Below are 18,596 nucleotides of genomic sequence, written 5' to 3'. Positions count from 1 at the left end.
AAGCCGCTCCGCTACCAGTCGAACCTCGCGCCAGGCGCGACGCAATGCTAAGAACGAGATGCCGTTTTGCGGTCGAAACGCGGAGGAGGAAATGCTGACGGGAACCTGCCACTGCGGTGCCGCCCGCTGGACCCTGGAGGGCGATCCCGGTTCGGTCACTGCCTGCAACTGCACACTTTGCCGTCGCTACGGCACGCTCTGGGCGTACGATTTTGTCGACGAACGCATCCGCCTTGCCGGGCCCGTAAGCGCCTATAGTCGCGTCGGAAAGGCTCATCCTTCACTTGAGATTCTCTTCTGTCCAACGTGCGCTTGCGTCCTGGCCTGGCGCGGTTTGCATCCCGATGCGGCTGGGCGCTACCGCATCGCCGTCAATGTGAGGCTTGCGCCGCCCGAGGCCGTCGCCGATCTCCCGATCGACCATTTCGATGGTCTCGATACATTCGAGGATTTGCCGAGAGATGGTCGCTGCGTGCGGGATATGTGGTTCTAGTTTCTAGAGTCTCTTCGGGATCATGCTTTAGAATATCTTCCGCGAAACCCGCCGTTCGACGGCCGGCGTCAGACCGTCGCTGCTGTCGCCGGACACCTGCGTGCGCGGCCGGAAACAGCAGCGTAAACAGCATGTTACGACTGTTCGCCGGCAATTTGATTCGAGCAGTTGAGATTTTGATTCAGACCGGCATCTTGCAGCCAAGTTGAATCGCTTCGGCGTCGCGGGAAATGCGTCTAAAAACTAGGCGCGCTGGGCCTGCGCGGTATGCCCCAACGCCACGAACACTGTGCGCACGATGCCGGCGCTGTCCAGCCCGGCATCGGCATACATCTTTTCCGGCTTGGCATGGTCGACGAAGGCGTCGGGCAGCACGAGCGGGCGCACCTTCAAGCCGCTCTCCAGCAGCCCTTCATGGGCCAGGAACTGCAGCACATGGCTGGCGAAGCCGCCGACCGCGCCCTCTTCCACCGTCACCAGGATCTCGTGCGAACGGGCCAGCCGCCGGATCAGGTCCTCGTCGAGCGGCTTGGCAAAACGGGCATCGGCGACCGTGGTCGAAAGCCCGGCCGCGCCAAGCTCCTCGGCCGCGGCAAGGCAATCCTGCAGCCTGGTGCCGAAGGAAAGCAGCGCAACCTTGGTGCCTTCCCTGACGATCCGGCCCTTGCCGATCTCCAATACCGAGCCTCGTTGCGGCATCTCGACGCCAACGCCGTTGCCGCGCGGGTAGCGGAAGGCGATCGGGCCGTCATCGAAGCTTGCAGCGGTGCGTACCATGTGGCGCAGCTCGGCCTCATCGGCCGCGGCCATGACGACGAAACCGGGCAGCGTCGCCAGGAAGGTCGTGTCGAAGGCGCCGCAATGGGTGGCACCATCGGCGCCGACGAAGCCGGCGCGGTCGATCGGAAAGCGCACCGGCAATTTCTGGATCGCCACGTCGTGGACGACCTGGTCGTAGGCGCGCTGGAGAAAGGTCGAGTAGATCGCGGCGAAAGGCTTGAAGCCTTCCGTGGCAAGGCCGGCGGCGAAGGTAACCGCATGCTGCTCGGCGATGCCGACATCGAAGGTCCTCGCCGGAAACGCTTCGCCGAACAGGTCAAGCCCGGTGCCGTTCGGCATGGCGGCGGTGATGGCGACGATGCGGTCGTCCTCTCGGGCCTCCTGGATCAGACTTTCGGCAAACACCTTCGTATAGCTCGGCGCATTGGCGGGCGCCTTGGCCTGGGCGCCGGTGATGACGTCGAATTTGTTGACGCCATGATATTTGTCGGCCGCGGCCTCGGCCGGGGCGTAGCCCTTGCCCTTCTGGGTCACGACATGGATCAGCACCGGGCCGTCGGCATTGTCGCGGACGTTCTTCAGCACCGGGATCAGGTGCTCGAGGTTGTGACCGTCGATCGGACCGATGTGGTAGAAACCCATCTCCTCGAACAGCGTGCCGCCGGTGACGTAACCGCGCGCGTGCTCGACCGCGCGCTTGATGGCGCGATCGGCGCGCTCGCCAAGATAGGACGTCAGCTTCTTGCCGAAATCGCGCAACCCAAGATAGGTCTTGCCTGAGGCGAGCCGCGCCAGATAGGCGCTCATCGCACCGGTCGGCGGGGCGATCGACATGTCGTTGTCGTTCAAGATGACGATCAGCCGGGCATCGAGTGCGCCGGCATTGTTCATCGCCTCGTAGGCCATGCCGGCCGACATGGCGCCGTCGCCGATGACGGCAATGACATTGTTGCGGCCATCGGACAGATCGCGCGCCATCGCCATGCCGAGGCCGGCTGAAATCGAGGTTGAGGAGTGGGCTGCGCCAAACGGATCGTATTCGCTCTCGACGCGACGCGTGAAGCCGGACAGGCCGCCCTCCTGCCGCAGCGTGCGGATGCGGTCGCGGCGGCCGGTCAGGATCTTGTGCGGATAGGCCTGGTGGCCGACGTCCCAGATCAGCCGGTCGTCCGGCGTGTTGAAGACGTAGTGCAGCGCGACAGTCAGTTCGACCACGCCGAGGCCGGCGCCGAGATGGCCGCCGGTGTGGGAAACGACATCGATCAGTTCGGCGCGAAGCTCTGACGCCAGCTGCGGCAGGTCGGCTTCGGCAAGCGTGCGCAAATCGGCTGGGACGCGGACCTTGTCGAGAAGCGGCGTATCGGGCTTTGCGTTCACTGTTTGCGAGCCTGGTCAGATTTTCTGTTCATCGTGAAATATGCCGCTGGCCGGCGAATGTAAATGTGGCGGTAACGCGCATCAGCTTTCGGGCAGCGGGATGAACTCTTGCTCGTCTCCAGGAACGATATCGAAGCGGCCCGTCTTCCATTCTTCTTTCGCCTGCTCGATGCGTTCCTTTGAGGACGATACGAAATTCCACCAGATATAACGTTTCGAACCGAGCGAAGCGCCGCCAAACAGCATGAAATGGGCGCCGCCCTCCGATGAAACAACGATCTCATCGCCGGGCCGGAAAACCAGCAGCCGCTCGGCCGGGAAGCGGTCACCGGATATCGAAACCTCGCCTGCCAGCGTATAGATGGCGCGCTCCTCGGCGTCGGCCGGGATCTTCACGCTGGCACCCGGCGCCAACCTGAGATCGGCATAGAGCGTGTCCGAAGCGGTGGCGACCGGGGAGCGCAGCCCGGACAATGCACCGATGACGATACGGCCGCTGACACCCTCTGCATCGATTTCGGGCAGGCGCAGGGCCGCGGTGTTTTCGAAGACCGGCGCGACCTCTTCCTTGCCGTCCGGCAGCGCCAGCCATGTCTGCAGGCCGGAAACCGACATCGGCAAGCCGCGCAGTTCTTCCGGCGTGCGCTCCGAATGGACGATGCCGCGGCCGGCGGTCATCAAATTCACGTCGCCGGGCTGGATCACCATCTCGGTGCCGAGCGAATCGCGGTGCCTGATCTTGCCGTCGAACAGGTAAGTCACCGTCGACAGGCCGATATGCGGATGCGGGCGCACGTCGAGCGCCTGGCCGGCCCGCAGAACGGCTGGACCCATGCGGTCGAAGAAGATGAAGGGTCCGACCAGCCGGCGCCTGGCCGTCGGCAAGGCGCGGCGAACCTGAAATCCGCCGATGTCCTTGGCATTCGGAATGACCATCAGTTCGATCTGATCGCTGGCGAAGGCATCGCCCATCTGCGGATCGTTTCCGGGAAAGAAGCTCACGCGGTCCCCTCAGGCGAAGCGAAGTGCAGATTTGGCCTTCGCCTTGGCCGCCACCTCTTCGCGATTGCGCGGATGCTGCGTCGTCTCGAGGCTGTCGAGCAATTCACGCGCCGAGGCGGCAATGGCCTCGACGGCATGGTCGAACGCATGCTGGTTCTGTTTCGACGGCCGTGTCGTTCCGCTCAGCTTGCGGACAAACTGAAGTGCGGCATCGCGGACCTCGTCATTGGTTGCCGGCGGATCGAAATTGAACAGGGTTTTGATGTTTCTGCACATCGTTCGCAATCTCCTCTCGTCATGGAGCCGTTTCAAACGGGATGAGTTTTACCCTCAATCGTGATGATGTCCAAAGCCGGTAAGCACAATCGTCGTTCGAGGCCGCGCCTCAGTCCGCATCCAGCGGCTCTGTCCCCACCGGCTTGCCGTCACGCGACAGCCTGATTTTCTCGACCTTGTCCTCGGCCCCTTTCAGCAGCCGGTCGCAATGCGCCTTCAGCGCCTCGCCGCGCTCATAAATGCGGATCGACTGGTCGAGCGGCACGTCGCCGCGCTCCAGATCGTCGACGATCCGTTCCAGCGCCTCGAGCGCCTGCTCGAAGCTCATCGCCTTGACGTCCTCGTTGGTCTCACCAGCCATCATCTATCCCTTCATCAGCCGCCCCACATGGGCGGCGACCGAAAATGCCAATCCCTGCAGATCGTAGCCGCCCTCGAGCACGCTGACGAGCCGGTTGCGGCTATGGCGCCCGGCTCGTTCGAGCAACTGGCCGGTCGCCCAGTCGAAATCATCCTCGGTCAGGTTGATCTCGGCCAGAGGATCGCGGTGGTGGGCGTCGAAACCGGCGGAGATGATGATCAGATCGGGCGCAAAATTGTCGAGCGCCGGCAGGATGCGTGACAGAAAGGCGTCACGGAAAACATCGCTACCGCTCTGCGGCGCCAGCGGCGCGTTGACGATGTTGCCGGCGCCGGTTTCGCTGACGGCCCCGGTTCCCGGGTAAAGCGGCATCTGGTGTGTCGAGCAATAGAGCACCGACGGATCGTCCCAGAAGATGTCCTGCGTGCCGTTGCCGTGATGCACATCCCAGTCGACGACGGCGACGCGGCCGGCGCCATGGTTCTTCTGCGCGTAGCGTGCCGCGATCGCCGCGGTGTTGAACAGGCAAAAACCCATGGAGGTGGTCTTTTCGGCATGATGGCCGGGCGGCCGTGCGGCGACGAAGACATGCTCGGCACGGCCGGTGAAGACGTCGTCGACCGCGGCGTTGGCAGCGCCGATCGCGGTCACGGCCGCCTGCCAGCTCTTCGGGCTGGCGGTGGTATCGGCGTCGATACGGGCGATGCCGGTGTCCGGTATCGCTGCGCGGACACGTTCGACGAATTCGGGCGGATGCGCGTAGAGGATGGTTGCCTCGTCGCCTTCAGGCGCCTGGACGCGATCGAGCGCCGCGAAGGCCTCGTCGTCAAGCACACGCTCTATGGCGCGCAGACGGTCCGGCCGCTCCGGATGACCGGGCGGTGTTATGTGCTCGAGGAAAATCGGATGGGTGTAAAGTCTCGTGACCATGCCCCGATATAGGCGCGCCTTACCGCTTTGGCCATGTTTTCGCGCGCTGGTGACGCGATGTTCAACAGGGTTTAGGCAACCGGCGTCGGCTGAGCCCACCGCGAGCCGCCTGGGATTGGCGAAAAGATGATCTCAGGCCGGTGATCGGTCAACCTCGGGCTGCATCGCTGACGGTCGATCAGGTTGATGCAGCTTGCCGGTGCGATTGAGCAGCCCTTCCAGAAGAACCTTGAACGCCTTCACTGCCTTCTTCGACGTCGCTTCGGGATCGTTCGAATTTGCGATCCACTGCGCCGCATGCAGCGAGGCGCCGCTGACCAGCCTTGCCGCGGCTTCGGGATCGACGGCGAGAATTGTCCCCTCGTCGCTCAGTCTTTGCAGGCTCTCTGTCATCGAGCGGATGCATGTGCTCTGGCTTGGCCATTGCGATGGATCGCCGAGCACCGCCGGCCCGTCGCGAAGCACGATACGCTGGATCTCCGGCTCCAGCGCCATCTCGATATAGGCGGTGCATTCGTCGACAAAGCCCTGCCAGAGATTGTCCGGCTTGGCCGAAACGACCTTCAGCCGGGCTGCCATTTCGGCGTCGATCTCGGCGATAACCGCCTGGAGCAGGCCCTTCTTGTCGCCGAAGTGATGATAGAGCGCACCGCGCGTCAGCCCGGCCGATGCCGTGAAGTTATCCATCGAGGCTTCGGCATAGCCGAGCGTGCCGAAGGCCTGGCGCGCCGCGGCAATCAGTTTGGCGCGGGTCTCGGCAATCATCTCCTTGCGTGGTTTGTGCATGCACTGGCCCTATTAACATACGCTTCGCATGCCAATTGACATACGCCACGTATGATCTATTTAAACTCATACGCTACGTATGTAATCGCCGAACCGGCCGTTGTCGAGGAGCCAGACCATGCAAAATCCCTATTCCCAGATCTTTCGCGCGCCGGGCGCCAAGGGCTTTGCTGCCGCCGGGTTCGTTGCCCGGCTGCCGATGGCCATGGCTCCGATCGGGATCGTCGCAATGCTGTCGCAGACCGATGGCCAATACTGGCTGGCCGGTGCCGTTTCCGCGACATATGCGCTGGCCAACGCTTTCGTCGCCCCGCAGGTATCGCGACTGGTGGACCGCCTCGGCCAGACGCGGATTGTGGTGCCGACCACCATGATTTCCGCGCTCGCCTTCGCGATCCTGATTGCAGCGACCAATCAGCATTGGCCGATATGGACGCTATTCGTCTCGGCGCTGCTCGCCGCCGTCATGCCCAGCATCCCGGCAATGGTGCGCGCACGCTGGACCGAAATCTTCCGCAACCGCCCCGAGTTGAACACGGCGTTCGCCTTCGAGTCGGCGGCGGACGAACTGGTCTACATCGCCGGCGCATCGCTGTCGGTCGGACTGAGTGTCGCGCTTTTCCCGGAAGCGGGAGTGCTCGCGAGCACATTGTTCCTGGCCTTCGGTTCGACGGCCTTCATCCTGCAGCGCTCGACCGAACCGCGAGCGCGACCGGTGGAACACGGTTCGGGCGGCTCGGCAATCCGCCTGCGGCCGGTCCAGATCATCACCTTGGCCCTGATCTTCATCGGCGCGACCTTCGCCACCACGGAGGTGAGCACCGTGGCGATCACCAAGGAGCTTGGCCAGCCGGGCGCCGCCAGCTTCGTCATCGGCGTCTACGCGCTCGGATCGTTCGTCGTCGGCATCGTCATCGGCGCCCTGAACCTGAAAGTGCCGCTGCAGATTCAGCTTGCCATCGCAATCGCCATCATTGCGCTCACCACGCTGCCGCTGCTCGTCGCCGACACCGTGCCGCTGCTGGCACTGGCCGTCTTCGTCAGCGGCGTGGCAATCTCGCCGACCTTCATCACGGCATTCGGCCTGATCGAGCGGCGCGTGCCGGAGGCGGTGCTGACCGAGGGCGTGACCTGGGTGATGACCGGCATCGGCATCGGCATGGCGCTCGGCTCCTTCGCCGCCGGCTGGGTGGTGGACGCTTTCGGCGCGCAGAACGGGTTCTGGGTATCGGTGGCATCGGGCACAATCGCTTTGGCCATCGTGCTCGCCGGCCAGCGCAGCCTTGCCGCGCCGAACTGCGACATGGCGGCATGCGACGCAGCCGCGGTCGCTGCGGAATAGTTTCCGGTGCGTCCGGCCCCGAGCCGGGGCCGGACGCATACCAGCACCGTGAGAATGGCCTAAAGAATCTCGGTCTTGGCGATGTGGATGCCAAAACCTTCGAGGCCGACATAATGGCGCTCGCGCGAGGCGATCAGATTTATCGAGGAAATTCCGAGATCCTTGAGGATTTGCGCGCCGAGGCCGATCTCGCGCCATTCGTTTTCGCGGCGGCGAGCCTCTTCGTGATCCTCGCGGTCGCCGGCAGCCGGGCGCTTGCGCTCCTGATGGGCGACGCCGACTGAGCCTTCGCGCAGATAGACGATGACGCCGCGCTTACGCTCGCCCATCGTCTTCATGATGGCGTCCAGTCTGTGGCTGGTGCCGAACACGTCGCTGACCACGTCCTCGGAATGAAGGCGCACCGGCACCTCCTCGCCGTCGCGGATGTCGCCGAAGACGATCGCTACATGATGCATCGAATCCCAGGGCAGCGTGTAGGTGAAGACCTGTGCCTTGCCGCCTGCCGTCTCAATGTCGGAACAGGCGACACGCTCGACCAGCGTTTCCTTGCGCTGCCGGTAGGCGATGAGGTCGGCAACCGAGATCTGCTTCAACCCGTGCTTTTCGGCGAAGGCCTGCACCTGCGGGCCACGCATGACGGTGCCGTCATCGTTGACCAGCTCGGAAATCACGCCGACCGGCGGCAGGCCGGCGAGCTTGCAGAGGTCGACAGCGGCCTCGGTATGGCCCGAACGCATCAGCACGCCGCCTTCGCGTGCGATCAGCGGAAAGATGTGACCGGGCCGGACGAAATCGGAGGCGCCGACATTGCCGTTGGCGAGGTTGCGGACAGTCAGAGTACGGTCGTCCGCCGAAATGCCGGTCGTGGTGCCGTGCTTGAAATCGACGCTGACGGTGAAGGCGGTGGTGTGGGCCGAATCATTGTCGGCGACCATCGGCGACAGGTTGAGCCGCTTGGCTTCCTCGCGCGGCATCGGCGTGCAGACGATGCCCGACGTGTTGCGAACGATGAACGCCATCTTTTCCGGCGTGCAATGGACGGCGGCTACGATCAGGTCGCCCTCGTTCTCGCGGCCGTCATCGTCCATAACGACGACGATCTCGCCGCGCTCGAAGGCGCGCAGGGCTTCGACGATCTTCTTCTGGTCGTAAGGCATAAGTGCTCGCTTCGCTCGCAGGGAATAGGGGAGTAGGGCAGTACGGGAGTAGAGAAAAGGAAAAAATGCTGTCGTGGGAGCTGCGTAACCTACTCCCCTACTCTACTCCCTACTGCCTTCCCGTTTGTCCCCGATGACGCAGATAATGATCGGCAATGGCGCAGGCAACCATCGCCTCGCCGATCGGTACAGCGCGGATGCCGACGCACGGATCGTGCCGGCCCTTGGTCATGATCTCGACGTCGTTACCGTCCTTGTCGATCGACTTTCGCGGCGTCAGGATCGACGAGGTCGGCTTGACGGCGAAACGCGCGACGATCGCCTGGCCGGTCGAGATGCCGCCGAGAATGCCGCCGGCATTGTTGGACAGGAAGACCGGCTTGCCGTCATTGCCCATGCGCATCTCATCGGCATTCTCCTCGCCGGTGATGCGGGCGGCCTCGAAACCGTTGCCGATCTCGACACCCTTGACGGCGTTGATCGACATCAGGCCGGCGGCGATGTCCTGGTCGAGCTTGGCATAGATCGGCGCGCCAAGCCCGGCCGGAACGCCGTCGGCGACGATCTCGATGACCGCACCGACCGAGGAGCCCGCCTTGCGGATGCCGTCCAGATATTTGGTGAAGACGGCGACGGACGCCGGATCAGGTGTGAAGAACGGGTTTTCGGCGTCGCCGACGAAATTCCAGTTCCAATTGGCGCGATCGATCGATTTATCGCCCATGGACACCAGCGCGCCGCGCACCACCATGCCGGGCACGACCTTCCGGGCAAGCGCTCCGGCCGCCACCCGCGCCGCCGTCTCACGCGCCGAGGAGCGGCCGCCGCCGCGGTAGTCGCGCAGACCGTATTTGACCTCGTACGTGTAATCGGCATGGCCCGGCCGGAACTGGCGGGCGATGTCGCCATAATCCTTCGAGCGCTGGTCGACATTCTCGATCAGCATCGACACCGGCGTGCCGGTCGTGATCATCGTCTCGCCGTCCTCATCGAGGACGAAGCCGGACAGGACCTTCACCTCATCCGGTTCGCGACGTTGCGTCACAAAACGTGACTGGCCGGGGCGGCGCTTGTCGAGTTCGGCCTGGATCTCGTCGCGAGTGAAGCGGATGCCTGGCGGACAGCCGTCGACGACGCAGCCCAACGCCGGCCCGTGGCTTTCGCCCCAGGTGGTGACGCGGAAAAGATGGCCGAACGTGTTGTGCGACATGGAACCAGCCCTGCCGGCGTCGGAGCCGGCCTAGCGCATAACCCCGAAAATCGGAGCGATTTTCGGAAAGGATCATGCACAAAATCAAAAGTGCTACAGCGTCCTTTGCGCGTCCAGGAGGACGCGCGGCGCTGTCGCCTGCCTTCTATTGGCGTTTTCCACAGTGGTCAAACTGTGATCCGGCGGATTTAGTTTTGACACATTCGATTGGTTTCTGCTCAGTTCCGTTCCGTTGGACCGAGCCGCTGTACCGGCAATGATTAAAGAGGACGATGATGCGTATCCTGATTGGCGCTGTTGCCGCCACGCTGTTGATTTCCACCGCCGCCTTCGCCGGCCAGACCGAAGGCCTGATCAAGAAGGTCGACAAGGATGCGCTGACGCTGACGCTGGACGACGGCAAGTCCTACAAGCTGAACGCCGAAACCGACCTCGATGCGCTGAAGCCAGGCATGGACATCGTCCTCGCCTATGACGTGACGAATGGCGAGAATGTCGTCACCGATATGGAACTGCCGGACACCGGATCGACCGAGTAGGACGCGTCGACATTCAGCTGATGCCGGCCCGACCTGATCTCAACATACGCTGCGTCATCGGTCTCAAAGCCACTCCAGGCGCCGGCCGTCCAGTCTGAGCACGCGGTCCTGCGGCACGTCCATGCTGACCGCATCTTGTTCGGACATCCCCAGTACCAAGCGGAACATTACGCGCATGACGCCACCATGGGTCACGCAGACCGTCTGGCGATCGAGCGCGTCGAACCACGGCTTCACCCGTTCGAGCAGCATCTGATAGCTTTCGGCGCCTTCGCCGGGCGGCTGGAAATTCCATTTATCGAGCCGGCGGCGCCTGGTCGAACCAGGATTGTTCGCCTCGAGTTCGGCAAAGGTGAAACCCTGCCAGTCGCCAAAGCTCAATTCCACGAGCAGCGGCTCGGTACGATAGGCGTGCGGATCGAGCTTCATCGCCGCGCGCAGGCGCTCCATCGTCTCGCGCGTGCGCCGCATCGGGCTGGCGACAAAGTCGAAATCTTCGGGCTTGTCGATGAGTTCGGCCAGCCTGCGCCCGTTGCGGCTAGCCTGCTCGCGGCCAAGCTCGTCGAGGTCGGTATCGGCCTGCCCCTGCAGCCGGGCCTCGGCGTTCCACGCCGTCTGGCCGTGGCGCACGATATAGACGAGCGGGTACATCAGGTCTTCCGGAGGAGGTCAGGCGGTGGCGTCAGTCCTTGACCGTCGAAATATCCGGCGCGTCGACCGCCTTCATGCCGACAACATGATAGCCGGAATCGACATGATGGATCTCGCCGGTGACGCCACGCGAAAGGTCGGACAGGAAATAGACGCCGGAATCGCCAACCTCCTCCTGCGTGACCGTCTGCTTCAACGGCGAATTGTATTCGTTCCATTTCAGGATATAGCGGAAATCGCCGATGCCGGATGCGGCAAGCGTCTTGATCGGGCCGGCGGAGATCGCGTTGACACGGATCTTCTTGGCGCCGAGATCGACGGCCAGATAGCGCACGCTGGCTTCGAGTGCCGCCTTGGCGACACCCATGACGTTGTAGTGCGGCATCACCTTTTCCGCGCCGTAATAGGTCAGCGTCAGCAGCGAGCCGCCGTCGGTCATCAGCGCCTCGGCACGTTTGGCAATGGTCGTGAAGGAATAGACCGAAATATCCATGGTGCGCAGGAAATTATCGCGCGTCGTCTCGACATAGCGGCCGGTCAGCTCGTCCTTGTCGGAAAAGGCGATAGCGTGGACGAGGAAATCGAGCTTGCCCCAATGGCTGGCGATATCGGCGAACACCGCATCGAGGCTGGCCGGGTCGGTCACATCGCAGTGGCCGGCGACATGCGCGCCCAGTTCCGCCGCGAGCGGCTCGACACGTTTCTTGAACGCCTCGCCCTGATAAGTCAGCGCGATCTCGGCGCCGTGATCGACACAGGCCCTGGCGATGCCGTAAGCGATCGAGCGATTGTTGGCGATGCCAAGGATAAGGCCGCGCTTGCCGGCCATAAGGCCCCGTTCACCCGCCATGTCAGCGCTCTCCGCAAGGTTCTCTGCTTTGTGGAGTGCCTATCGCACAGCCACAGTGCCCCTTCAAGCGTTCAAAGCGGACAGTTCGGGGGACAAAGCCGCTGGTCTACAGAGCCGCGAGTCCTTTTGGGCGCGCAAAGGACGCTGTAGCGCTTTGACCTTGGAGTGGCGGGCCAGTGGAAAAATCCGACGCCAGTATCGGTGTCACGGCGGAAGATGACCCTTTGGCAGAAGTTTCGTTGGCCAGCGGCCGAAGCCACGGTCATGACCCCGAGCCGACTTCCATACTTTGGGCCGTGGACGACCGCTTTGCGGTGCGCCGGGAGCGGACGTCTGGGCTTAGGCCGTCGAATGTCTGCCTTTGGACAAAAAATTTGACGTTGAGTCCGCCAACCCACAGGCGAGAGGTCCTGAGCAGCCGTCGCACCTTCCGGCGATCGCCGCTCAGTAATTTGTGCTCTGTCATACTTTTGATAGTATGCCCTGTCAGCGAGGGTGACATGTCGCATAAGAGCCGAGTTGATGTTCCGAAGGCGGGGACTGGCTCGCGCCTTCCGATCGGCAAAGGGTTGATGGATGACGGTGTCGAGACCCGTCACGAACGGCGCATACTAACCGCTCTTTGCTACGATCTCGTAGGCTCCACCGAGCTGCTGGGCCTGCTCGGCATCGAAGATTTTGAGGAACTTATCTTGGCGTTTCAAATGGCCGCCAAGGAAGCGATTGTATCGTGCTCCGGAACCGTGACGGTCGAGGTCGGCGACGGCGGCGTCGCTGTGTTCCCAGTCGATCTGGGTGCGAAGGATGCGGCGTCGCTGACGATCAGCGCCGGGCTTGGGATCGTCAGGGCGTGCAAGCTCCTTGCCGCGGAGAAAGGGAGGAGCGACCTGCATGTAAGGGTAGGCGTGGCGACCTCGATGACGCTAATCCTGAAGGGCGACACCGCTGTAGCGCAGGACACGGTAACCGGCCCTGCATTTGCGCTGGCAACCAGGCTGCAGGCAATTGCCCGGCCGGATACCGTCGTCGTGTGCAACGAGACGCGTAATCTGGCACGGCGCTCACACGTATTTAGCTTCTACGGTTCTCACGTCATCAAAGGCTTCGCGCAACCCGAGCAGGTCTGGCAGGCGCTGAGTCACAAGCGGGGGGTAGACCGTTTCTCCGCGTTCGGACGCCTCACCAGCCCCTTGGTCGACCGTACGGATGAGGCCGAGCTGATCCACGAATGTTGGAATGAGGCCGTTTCGGGACGTGGCCAAGTCGTAGTGATCGAGGGCGAGGCCGGCATTGGCAAGTCGCGCATCCTACACGAGGTGCGCCGGCGAACGCGCTTCCAACGCAACAGGTTGCTCCTCTTCCAATGTATGCCAGGCGACTCGCGTTCGACGCTGTATCCACTGCGGCAGGCGATGCTGGGCAATTTCGACGACGGCGAGCGTGCACTCACCCCTGCGCTTGTAGCAGAGGTGTTCGCAGCACATGACATTCACGACGCCGAAGTCGTCGACATCTTTTCTTTTCTGCTCGGCGTGGAAGGCGCGAGGTCCGGTTTCCATGAGATGGATCCGGAAGTGATCCGAGAGAAAGCCGGTTGGGCTGCGCGCCATGCGTTACAAGCAACGTGCGCCAGTGGCCCAGTGATCTTGATCGCTGAGGATATTCACTGGATCGACCTTACGTCGAAGCAACTGCTGGGTGAACTTGCAAAACTGGTTCCTAGTTGCCCCGTGCTCTTGATCGCAACGACGAGGCCGGGATCTGGCGACTGGCTGGATGAAAAAAGCAAGCATGTCCTGCTCGCTCCCCTTGAGCATGCCGACACCTTGCGGGCAATCGCGACGATGTGGCCTCAGGGCAAGCGAGCGCCCGCGCCTGAGCTGATAGAGTTGGTCGAGCGCGTCACCGGCGGTGTACCCCTGTTCATCGAGGAGGTTTGCCAATGGATGGCGGAGAATGCCGCTAGCGGTACTGAGCACCTGCCACAGGGTGTTTCGCTCGGCCGCGCGGCGGTGTTGGAAACAGTGTTGGACGCCCGGCTCGAGCCTCTCGGCCGCGCCCGCGAGGTGGCGCGCGCGGCCGCCGTCGCCGGCAACAGATTCAGCCTGGACTTGCTGTCGGCGCTCTTGCCGGAATTTGACCCGGGCACAATCTCTGCGGCGCTCAATGCCCTGGCCGAGGCTGGCTTCGTACGCGCCAGGCATGCAGCAGCAACAGTGTACGCGTTTCGGCATGCGCTTATCCAAGAAACGATCTATAGTGGAACACTACGGAAACGGCGCCGGACCCTGCATCAGCGTCTTTATGCGGTGGCTAGTGGCAACCGCAGCCTCGTTGGCTGGCTAACAACGGCAGCTCTTGCCGATCATGCTGAGCGAGGTGGCCTGCTTGACGAAGCGATCGGCGAGTTCGTCAATGCCGGCATGGAAAGCTCGTCCCGCTCGGCTATGGCTGAGGCAAGGCAGCTGCTCGAGCATGCCATTGCGCTTTGCGGGCAGGTTTCTGATCATGACAAACGGGATGCGCTGCGGCTCTCGGCGATGGTGGCGCTCGGGCCGATATTGACCGCTGTCGAAGGGCCAAATTCCGAGCACGCCCGCAGGCTCTACGACGAAGGCGTAAATATCGCACGGCGTCGGCCGATAGCGGAGCGCGCCAAGTGGTTCCCGATCTATTGGGGTTGGTGGTTCACGGGTTCGGTCGTTGATGGCGAGCGGGCGCAGGCCGTCGTCAGTGATCTAAAGGAGGTTAACGACCCCGAGATTCAGCTTCAGGCTAGGCACTGCTTGTGGGCAGTCGATTTCAATCGCGGAGACCATGGTGGATGCATAGCCGCGGTTGATGCTGGATTGCCGCACTATGACGTGGGCCAGGGGCACGCGAATGCCACGCGTTTTGGGGGGCACGACGCGCGCGTGTGCGGCTTGGCGCATCGTGCACTGTCGCTGTGGTTCTCGGGACGTGCAACGAGCGCTCTCCGCTCCATGTCGGAGGCCCGCCGCTGGGCTCAGCAGACTGGCCATGTCAGCAGCATCGCGCATGCCTGTATCAACGGCGCGATGCTGAGTTGCTATCGCCGCGACTTCGCTTCGTTGCGTGACGTGATTGAGGATCTGCGGCAGCTGACCGCGCTTCATCACCTGCCTTCGCTAGTCGTCTCGGCACAAATCTTCGAGGGCTGGTGCGATGGCAACGCTGGCCACCTCGAGCGGGGCAAGGACAAGATGCGTGAGGCCCTCGGCCTGCATGGACAAGTGCAGACACCTGAGGACGAGGCCGTCTATTGCGGCATGCTGGCGGAACTTCTCGCGCGCTCGGGTGAGATCAGTGGCGCGCTTGCCCTGCTTCATTCGGCGGTGGCGCAGGCCGAGGCGGGTGGCAGTCGATATTGGCTGGCGGAACTACATCGGCGAATTGCACAACTTCTCGTCCTTGACGGCGCGGCAGCTGGCCAGGTGGCAGCTGCCCTTGAGAAGAGCCTCAATACTGCAGCCGAGCAAAATGCCGTGCCCATCCTCATCGCGGCCTACGAGACGCTCAGCGTGTCAAATCTCTCGCCCGTCCTGCTTCGGAGCTACAACGACCGTATCGAAGCGGCAAGGAAGTCGGTTGAGCCCGGCGAACCGCTGATCGTCAACCCTGAGCCGGAACTGCGGGCCAGCCGATAGTGGAACAATATGAGCGCCTTGGTCCTCCGGCAGACGAAGCGCTGACGTATCTCATGTCGATGCGACAAGCGTTGGGCATCACCCGTATTGCGGACATTACCGGCCTGGACCGTGTCGGCATCCCGGTCGTGCAGGCAACGAGGCCGTTCTCGTTTTCAAACGCGGTCGCGCAGGGAAAGGGTGCCAGCCTGGCTCGCGCTGCCATATCGGCCATTTTGGAATCCGCTGAGAGCTTTTTCGCCGAGCGCATCGAATATCTTGATGCAGCTTACGCTTCGGCCACTTTACTCGGCATACCCTACGGGCGATTTGAGACGTGGCTGCGAGAGCCCGCCCCTGCTGATTGGCGCGGCCGAAAAATCGCTTGGATGGAGGCGGAGAACCTGCTGGGCGGCGGCCGCGACTTCGTTCCGCTGGAATTGGTGCACACGGCCTATCTCGTACCGCCCAGCCCCTGTGACGGAATTTTCACGCCAACCACAACCGGACTGGCGGCCGCGCTTGATGAAGCAGACGCCATCACACACGGCATATTGGAATGCGTCGAACGCGATGCGATCGCCCGCGCTCTCAAGACGCATGGTTTTCTGCAACACCAGCGAATCGATCCAGCGACCATCGATGACGCAAGGGTCTTGGCTTTATTGGATGAACTCGCACGAAAAGACATGATCGTCGGCCTTTGGCTCGCGCCGTCGCCTGTTGGCCTGCCTGTGATTTGGTGCCATCTGATTGAGAGCAATCCTCGAGAGACGGCATTGCTCCATCTGCCGGCCGACGGCTCGGCCGCTGCATTCGATCCGGCGGCAGCTGCCGTCCAAGCGATCCATGAGGCGGCGCAGGCGCGGCTTGCGGCGATCTCGGGTGCGCGCGACGACATGACCCGGGCGTCTTATCCGAAATATCCCGACTGGCAGCTTATCGAGGCGCACCGCCAGCTGATCACCGGCGGCCGCAAGGACGTGAGTTTCGCCCGCCAGCCTGCCGATCGAGCGGCGAGCGGGCAGACCTTGCGTGGCAGCCTTCTCGCACGACTGGAGGAAAGCGGAATCAGCGCGGTGTATCTGATCCGCCTCAACACCAGCCCTTGGAACCGACTGTCGGCCGTCAGGATAGTTATCCCGCAATTGTACCCTTTAGTGGAGTGACCGGATGCGACCTCGGCTCGTTTTCACCGGCCCCACGCTATCGCATCCAGAGGCACAGCAGGTGGCCGACGTGATCTGCCTGGCGCCCGCGGTACAAGGCTCGATCATAGCCGCGGTGCAGCGTTATGACCCGGCTGCAATTGTCATCATAGACGGCGCTTTCCAGGCTGAGCCGGCAGTGAGGCACAAGGAGATACTGTGGGCGATCAGCCAGGCCATCCCGGTAATTGGTGCGGGAAGCATGGGAGCCTTGCGAGCCGCCGAGCTTTACCCGTACATGCACGGCGTTGGCCTTATCTATCGATGGTATCGCCGCTTCGCTTTCCTGCCTGATGACGCAGTGGCAGTGCTGTACGGTCCGAAGGCGGTGAATTTTTCGCCACTAACGCACGCTTTGGTTGATTTGCGAATAACCGTCCGCGCCGCTTGGAGGCGGAACCTGATCTCCACCGATTTGTCAGGAAAGCTTGGGAATACGGCCCGGAACCTCAATTTTAGGGAACGTACGCTGTCGCGAATGGTCCGCGAGACATTACCGGAAGCCGGTGACCATGATATCGAAGCCTGCCGGCAAATTCTCGCAGGAGCTTTCGTTCAGCAAAAGAAACGCGACGCACTGTCGGCTCTGCAACTTATGAGAGAAAAGGCATTGGTGCCGGCGGAATTGAAGAATTTCAGAATGACGGTCGCGTTTGTCCAGGATTTGGAGGACGCCGGCTTAGCAATCTGACGACAGAGTTGCCGGTGATACCTGGTGCAATTTACGAAGTGCAGGCTTCGTGCTAGTGTTGCCGACTATGAGAGGGGCCGCGCAGTTGAACGCGCTCGATGTCGCCGGTCGGGCGGGGATGTCGGCTGGAACGCGCTTCCTGCTATACCCACAAGCGCCTCACGTTTCTGGGTACGAGAAACCCGAGGCGGTCTGGATTTCAACATCGCCTGGTTTGATCCATCCGGGCCCGGAGGATCATCGCATATATGTGCGTGATCCCGTGCTGGACAAGCAGCCGTACGAGTATCCTTACCTGCCGCCCTTTGTTGGCGCGTATTTCCCACCAGCCGGACCCGGCCTTGATGGTCATTTCGACCACCTCTCTCTTCAGTCGCGCCAGTTCCTGGCAGCGCATGCGTTCGCGGCCGCGAGCCGGGTGCTGGACATCTGGGAAAGCTATCTGGGCAAGCCGATTGTCTGGTACTTCGCCGAAACATACGAGCGGCTTGAGATCATTCCCTGGCTTGACTGGGAGAATGCGCAATCGGGGTTTGGATATCTGGAGCTTGGCCGCGAGCGTGGAGCCGACGGGCGCGGCCATCCGTACGCCCTCAACTTCGACGTGATCGCGCACGAAATGGGTCACGCCAGACTCTTTTCTCTCTTCGGAGTGCCCACGCAAGGCCTGCAGGACGGCGACTTCGGGCCGTTCCACGAAGCCAACGCCGATCTTATTTCGCTGCTTTCGTTCCTGCATTTCGACAGCGGGATGGATCGATTGTTACGGCACAGCCAGGCAAACCTGCTTGTCCTCAACGAGCTCAACCGCATCGCCGAACTGACGGGCGACCGCCAGATCCGCCTTGCCAGTAACTCGCGCAAGATGACGGAAGTGACCGAAGAGATTCATGACCGGTCTCGCCCATTCACGGGAGCGGTGTTCGATACTCTGGTCGATCTCTACCATGCCGGCCTGGTGCGGCAGGGCTTGGCCGACGAGCGCCTGCTTGGCTTCGACATCAGGCAGGTTGGCGAAGCCGACATGCGGCACATCTCCGACTTCACGGGCGATGCATTCCGGGCCCGTCCGTTCCTTTTTAAGACCGAGCTAATCAAGGCGCGCGACGATGTCGCGCTTGGGCTTGCGCGCGCGTGGACACGCCTCGATGCCGATCATCTCACATTCGCAGTCGCAGCCTCCACCATCATCGAAGTGTCCGACCGCATCCGCCCGGCCATAGCGGCAAGCTTCGAAGAGAATTTCAGGTGGCGGGAAATTTTATGAATTGGTGATTGCAACGGAGGGTAACA

Annotated in this window: 17 protein-coding genes; 7 read left to right on the top strand and 10 right to left on the bottom strand. The window is 62.4% G+C overall.

The features are described 5' to 3' along the window. Nucleotides 1–91 precede the first annotated feature (91 nt). Nucleotides 92–493, top strand: coding sequence for a GFA family protein (locus tag NKH42_RS05390; protein WP_352737108.1), 402 nt, complete (start codon nucleotides 92–94; stop codon nucleotides 491–493). Nucleotides 494–736: 243 nt separating this feature from the next. Here the strand turns inward: NKH42_RS05390 and dxs are convergent, their stop codons facing one another. The 6 genes from dxs to NKH42_RS05360 all read right to left on the bottom strand — a co-directional run bounded on the left by dxs (nucleotide 737) and on the right by NKH42_RS05360 (nucleotide 6,005). Next, nucleotides 737–2,650 carry a 1-deoxy-D-xylulose-5-phosphate synthase gene (gene dxs, locus NKH42_RS05385; protein ID WP_352476664.1) on the bottom strand — a complete coding sequence of 638 codons (1,914 nt, stop codon included), beginning with the start codon at nucleotides 2,648–2,650 and terminating at the stop codon, nucleotides 737–739. Nucleotides 2,651–2,731: 81 nt separating this feature from the next. After that, on the bottom strand, nucleotides 2,732–3,652 hold the full coding sequence (locus NKH42_RS05380; protein WP_352505222.1) for a pirin family protein: 921 nt from the start codon (nucleotides 3,650–3,652) through the stop codon (nucleotides 2,732–2,734). Between the two features lie 9 nt (nucleotides 3,653–3,661). Beyond that, complete coding sequence (locus NKH42_RS05375) at nucleotides 3,662–3,928, bottom strand: DUF2277 domain-containing protein (RefSeq protein WP_023716908.1); 267 nt, start codon at nucleotides 3,926–3,928, stop codon at nucleotides 3,662–3,664. 109 nt (nucleotides 3,929–4,037) lie between these two features. Next, nucleotides 4,038–4,289, bottom strand: a complete 252-nt coding sequence (locus NKH42_RS05370) for an exodeoxyribonuclease VII small subunit (protein WP_352737109.1) — start codon at nucleotides 4,287–4,289, stop codon at nucleotides 4,038–4,040. Nucleotides 4,290–4,292: 3 nt separating this feature from the next. Then, a complete protein-coding gene (locus NKH42_RS05365) occupies nucleotides 4,293–5,219 on the bottom strand; it encodes a histone deacetylase family protein (RefSeq protein WP_352737066.1) in 927 nt (308 codons plus the stop codon). 132 nt (nucleotides 5,220–5,351) lie between these two features. Continuing rightward, nucleotides 5,352–6,005, bottom strand: a complete 654-nt coding sequence (locus tag NKH42_RS05360; RefSeq protein WP_352751057.1) for a TetR/AcrR family transcriptional regulator — start codon at nucleotides 6,003–6,005, stop codon at nucleotides 5,352–5,354. Between the two features lie 118 nt (nucleotides 6,006–6,123). Here NKH42_RS05360 and NKH42_RS05355 point away from each other — a divergent pair, with 118 nt between their 5' ends. Then, nucleotides 6,124–7,347 (top strand): MFS transporter, encoded by a 1,224-nt coding sequence (locus NKH42_RS05355; RefSeq protein ID WP_352505224.1) that lies wholly within the window; start codon nucleotides 6,124–6,126, stop codon nucleotides 7,345–7,347. Nucleotides 7,348–7,406: 59 nt separating this feature from the next. Here the strand turns inward: NKH42_RS05355 and ribB are convergent, their stop codons facing one another. Together ribB and aroC are read right to left on the bottom strand one after the other, a co-directional pair. Continuing rightward, on the bottom strand, nucleotides 7,407–8,507 hold the full coding sequence (ribB, locus tag NKH42_RS05350; protein ID WP_254818438.1) for a 3,4-dihydroxy-2-butanone-4-phosphate synthase: 1,101 nt from the start codon (nucleotides 8,505–8,507) through the stop codon (nucleotides 7,407–7,409). 109 nt (nucleotides 8,508–8,616) lie between these two features. Continuing rightward, nucleotides 8,617–9,717, bottom strand: coding sequence for a chorismate synthase (aroC, locus tag NKH42_RS05345; protein WP_352505225.1), 1,101 nt, complete (start codon nucleotides 9,715–9,717; stop codon nucleotides 8,617–8,619). A 275-nt stretch (nucleotides 9,718–9,992) separates the two neighbouring features. Between aroC and NKH42_RS05340 the strand changes: the two genes are divergently transcribed. Beyond that, nucleotides 9,993–10,256 carry a DUF1344 domain-containing protein gene (locus NKH42_RS05340; protein WP_023716902.1) on the top strand — a complete coding sequence of 88 codons (264 nt, stop codon included), beginning with the start codon at nucleotides 9,993–9,995 and terminating at the stop codon, nucleotides 10,254–10,256. Nucleotides 10,257–10,319: 63 nt separating this feature from the next. Here NKH42_RS05340 and NKH42_RS05335 read toward each other — a convergent pair whose 3' ends face one another. Further along, on the bottom strand, nucleotides 10,320–10,907 hold the full coding sequence (locus NKH42_RS05335) for a histidine phosphatase family protein (protein WP_352476657.1): 588 nt from the start codon (nucleotides 10,905–10,907) through the stop codon (nucleotides 10,320–10,322). Nucleotides 10,908–10,938: 31 nt separating this feature from the next. Further along, nucleotides 10,939–11,757 (bottom strand): enoyl-ACP reductase FabI, encoded by an 819-nt coding sequence (gene fabI, locus NKH42_RS05330; RefSeq protein ID WP_352476656.1) that lies wholly within the window; start codon nucleotides 11,755–11,757, stop codon nucleotides 10,939–10,941. A 500-nt stretch (nucleotides 11,758–12,257) separates the two neighbouring features. Here fabI and NKH42_RS05325 point away from each other — a divergent pair, with 500 nt between their 5' ends. The 4 genes from NKH42_RS05325 to NKH42_RS05310 all read left to right on the top strand — a co-directional run bounded on the left by NKH42_RS05325 (nucleotide 12,258) and on the right by NKH42_RS05310 (nucleotide 18,570). Continuing rightward, nucleotides 12,258–15,425: an ATP-binding protein gene (locus NKH42_RS05325; protein WP_352689738.1), complete on the top strand. Its 3,168-nt coding sequence runs from the start codon at nucleotides 12,258–12,260 to the stop codon at nucleotides 15,423–15,425. Continuing rightward, entirely contained in the window at nucleotides 15,425–16,573 is a 1,149-nt protein-coding gene (locus tag NKH42_RS05320) for a YcaO-like family protein (protein WP_352689739.1), read from the top strand. Before NKH42_RS05325 ends, NKH42_RS05320 begins: the two co-directional genes overlap by 1 nt. A gap of 61 nt (nucleotides 16,574–16,634) precedes the next feature. After that, on the top strand, nucleotides 16,635–17,303 hold the full coding sequence (locus NKH42_RS05315; RefSeq protein WP_352505228.1) for a TfuA-like protein: 669 nt from the start codon (nucleotides 16,635–16,637) through the stop codon (nucleotides 17,301–17,303). An 85-nt stretch (nucleotides 17,304–17,388) separates the two neighbouring features. Next, on the top strand, nucleotides 17,389–18,570 hold the full coding sequence (locus NKH42_RS05310; protein WP_352973972.1) for a gluzincin family metallopeptidase: 1,182 nt from the start codon (nucleotides 17,389–17,391) through the stop codon (nucleotides 18,568–18,570). The last annotated feature ends 26 nt before the right edge of the window (nucleotides 18,571–18,596 follow it).

Origin of the sequence: Mesorhizobium sp. M1142 (assembly GCF_040318565.1) — a bacterium.
Classification (GTDB): Bacteria; Pseudomonadota; Alphaproteobacteria; order Rhizobiales; family Rhizobiaceae; genus Mesorhizobium.
This window is presented reverse-complemented; position numbering and strand designations above follow the sequence as displayed.

Bases quoted from the DNA above. Each gene is read 5' to 3' on its own strand.
- aroC (WP_352505225.1), bottom strand. From the start codon at position 9,717: ATGTCGCACAACACGTTCGGCCATCTTTTCCGCGTCACCACCTGGGGC.
- NKH42_RS05370 (WP_352737109.1), bottom strand. From the start codon at position 4,289: ATGGCTGGTGAGACCAACGAGGACGTCAAGGCGATGAGCTTCGAGCAG.
- NKH42_RS05375 (WP_023716908.1), bottom strand. From the start codon at position 3,928: ATGTGCAGAAACATCAAAACCCTGTTCAATTTCGATCCGCCGGCAACC.
- NKH42_RS05360 (WP_352751057.1), bottom strand. From the start codon at position 6,005: ATGCACAAACCACGCAAGGAGATGATTGCCGAGACCCGCGCCAAACTG.
- NKH42_RS05340 (WP_023716902.1), top strand. From the start codon at position 9,993: ATGCGTATCCTGATTGGCGCTGTTGCCGCCACGCTGTTGATTTCCACC.
- fabI (WP_352476656.1), bottom strand. From the start codon at position 11,757: ATGGCGGGTGAACGGGGCCTTATGGCCGGCAAGCGCGGCCTTATCCTT.
- NKH42_RS05365 (WP_352737066.1), bottom strand. From the start codon at position 5,219: ATGGTCACGAGACTTTACACCCATCCGATTTTCCTCGAGCACATAACA.
- NKH42_RS05355 (WP_352505224.1), top strand. From the start codon at position 6,124: ATGCAAAATCCCTATTCCCAGATCTTTCGCGCGCCGGGCGCCAAGGGC.
- ribB (WP_254818438.1), bottom strand. From the start codon at position 8,507: ATGCCTTACGACCAGAAGAAGATCGTCGAAGCCCTGCGCGCCTTCGAG.
- NKH42_RS05325 (WP_352689738.1), top strand. From the start codon at position 12,258: ATGTCGCATAAGAGCCGAGTTGATGTTCCGAAGGCGGGGACTGGCTCG.
- NKH42_RS05390 (WP_352737108.1), top strand. From the start codon at position 92: ATGCTGACGGGAACCTGCCACTGCGGTGCCGCCCGCTGGACCCTGGAG.
- NKH42_RS05335 (WP_352476657.1), bottom strand. From the start codon at position 10,907: ATGTACCCGCTCGTCTATATCGTGCGCCACGGCCAGACGGCGTGGAAC.